The organism is Planococcus sp. VCh962 (assembly GCF_057748275.1).
This window is the reverse complement of record NZ_JBYLHS010000019.1, coordinates 1-2,950: the sequence shown is the minus strand read 5'-3', so window position 1 is coordinate 2,950 and position 2,950 is coordinate 1. Positions and strand designations below refer to the sequence as shown.

At 54.6% G+C, this 2,950-nt stretch carries 1 rRNA gene; it reads right to left on the bottom strand.

The window, feature by feature from the left end:
- Positions 1–2,935 (bottom strand): 23S ribosomal RNA (locus AC3AQ9_RS20525).
- Positions 2,936–2,950 lie beyond the last annotated feature (15 nt).

Genomic DNA, 2,950 nt, shown 5'->3' with positions numbered 1-2,950 from the left:
TTGGTTAAGTCCTCGATCGATTAGTATTCGTCAGCTGCACGCGTCGCCGCGCTTCCACCCCGAACCTATCTACCTCATCGTCTTTGAGGGATCTTACTTGCTTGCGCAATGGGAAATCTCATCTTGAGGGGGGCTTCGTGCTTAGATGCTTTCAGCACTTATCCCGGCCACACATAGCTACCCAGCGATGCCCCTGGCGGAACAACTGGTACACCAGCGGTGTGTCCATCCCGGTCCTCTCGTACTAAGGACAGCTCCTCTCAAATTTCCTGCGCCCGCGACGGATAGGGACCGAACTGTCTCACGACGTTCTGAACCCAGCTCGCGTACCGCTTTAATGGGCGAACAGCCCAACCCTTGGGACCGACTACAGCCCCAGGATGCGATGAGCCGACATCGAGGTGCCAAACCTCCCCGTCGATGTGGACTCTTGGGGGAGATAAGCCTGTTATCCCCGGGGTAGCTTTTATCCGTTGAGCGATGGCCCTTCCATGCGGAACCACCGGATCACTAAGCCCGTCTTTCGACCCTGCTCGACCTGTCCGTCTCGCAGTCAAGCTCCCTTGTGCCTTTACACTCTGCGAATGATTTCCAACCATTCTGAGGGAACCTTTGGGCGCCTCCGTTACTCTTTAGGAGGCGACCGCCCCAGTCAAACTGCCCGCCTGACACTGTCTCCCACCCCGATCAGGGGTGCGGGTTAGAATTTCAATACAACCAGGGTAGTATCCCACCGACGCCTCCCCCGAAGCTGGCGCTCCGGGCTCAAAGGCTCCTACCTATCCTGTACAAGTTGCACCAAAAGTCAATATCAGGCTACAGTAAAGCTCCACGGGGTCTTTCCGTCCTGTCGCGGGTAACCTGCATCTTCACAGGTACTATAATTTCACCGAGTCTCTCGTTGAGACAGTGCCCAGATCGTTACGCCTTTCGTGCGGGTCGGAACTTACCCGACAAGGAATTTCGCTACCTTAGGACCGTTATAGTTACGGCCGCCGTTTACTGGGGCTTCAGTTCGCACCTTCGCTTGCGCTAAGCACTCCCCTTAACCTTCCAGCACCGGGCAGGCGTCAGCCCCTATACGTCACCTTACGGTTTGGCAGAGACCTGTGTTTTTGCTAAACAGTCGCCTGGGCCTATTCACTGCGGCTCTCTCGGGCTATTCACCCTACCAGAGCACCCCTTCTCCCGAAGTTACGGGGTCATTTTGCCGAGTTCCTTAACGAGAGTTCACTCGCTCACCTTAGAATTCTCTTCTCGCCTACCTGTGTCGGTTTGCGGTACGGGCACCTCCCGCCTCGCTAGAGGCTTTTCTTGGCAGTGTGAAATCAGGGACTCCGGGGATATTTCCCCTTGCCGTCACCGCTTGACGTTTGCGGAAATGGGATTTGCCTCATTTCCCGCCTCACGGCTTGGACGCGCTCAACCAACGGCGCGCTCGCCTTATCCTTCTGCGTCCCCCCATTGCTCAAACGGCGGGGAGGTGGTACAGGAATATCAACCTGTTGTCCATCGTCTACGCCTATCGGCCTCGACTTAGGTCCCGACTGACCCTGAGCGGACGAGCCTTCCTCAGGAAACCTTAGGCATTCGGTGGACGGGATTCTCACCCGTCTTTCGTTACTCATACCGGCATTCTCACTTCTAAGCGCTCCACGAGTCCTTCCGGTCCCGCTTCAACGCCCTTAGAACGCTCTCCTACCACGGACATCTTCGATGTCCATCCACAGCTTCGGTAATCCGTTTAGCCCCGGTACATTTTCGGCGCAGTGTCACTCGACCAGTGAGCTATTACGCACTCTTTAAATGATGGCTGCTTCTAAGCCAACATCCTGGTTGTCTAAGCAACGCCACATCCTTTTCCACTTAACGGATATTTGGGGACCTTAGCTGGTGGTCTGGGCTGTTTCCCTCTTGACTACGGATCTTATCACTCGCAGTCTGACTCCCAAGCATAAATCACTGGCATTCGGAGTTTGTCTGAATTCGGTAACCCGGGATGGGCCCCTAGTCCAAACAGTGCTCTACCTCCAGGATTCTCAATCTTGAGGCTAGCCCTAAAGCTATTTCGGAGAGAACCAGCTATCTCCAGGTTCGATTGGAATTTCTCCGCTACCCACACCTCATCCCCGCACTTTTCAACGTGCGTGGGTTCGGGCCTCCAGTAAGTGTTACCTTACCTTCACCCTGGACATGGGTAGATCACCTGGTTTCGGGTCTACAACTGCATACTCACTCGCCCTGTTCAGACTCGCTTTCGCTGCGGCTCCGGCTTCGCGCCTTAACCTTGCATGCAATCGTAACTCGCCGGTTCATTCTACAAAAGGCACGCCATCACCCATGAACGGGCTCTGACTAGTTGTAGGCACACGGTTTCAGGATCTGTTTCACTCCCCTTCCGGGGTGCTTTTCACCTTTCCCTCACGGTACTGGTTCACTATCGGTCACTAGGTAGTATTTAGCCTTGGGAGATGGTCCTCCCGGATTCCGACGGAATTTCACGTGTTCCGCCGTACTCAGGATCCACTCAGGAGATCAACGATTTTCAGCTACAGGGCTGTTACCTCGTGTCGCGGACCGTTCCAGGTCGCTTCGCTTAACCGTTGATTTTGTAACTCCGTATTGAGTGTCCTACAACCCCAAGAGGCAAGCCTCTTGGTTTGGGCTGTTCCCGTTTCGCTCGCCGCTACTCAGGGAATCGCATTTGCTTTCTGTTCCTCCAGGTACTTAGATGTTTCAGTTCCCTGGGTCTGCCTTCTCATGTGCTATTGAATTCACACATGGATCCTGCCCCATTACGGGCAGGGGGTTCCCCCATTCGGAAATCTCCGGATCATCGCTCACTTACAGCTCCCCGAAGCATATCGGTGTTAGTGCCGTCCTTCTTCGGCTCCTAGTGCCAAGGCATCCACCGTGCGCCCTTTCTAACTTAACCATTAGAAAGTCGACC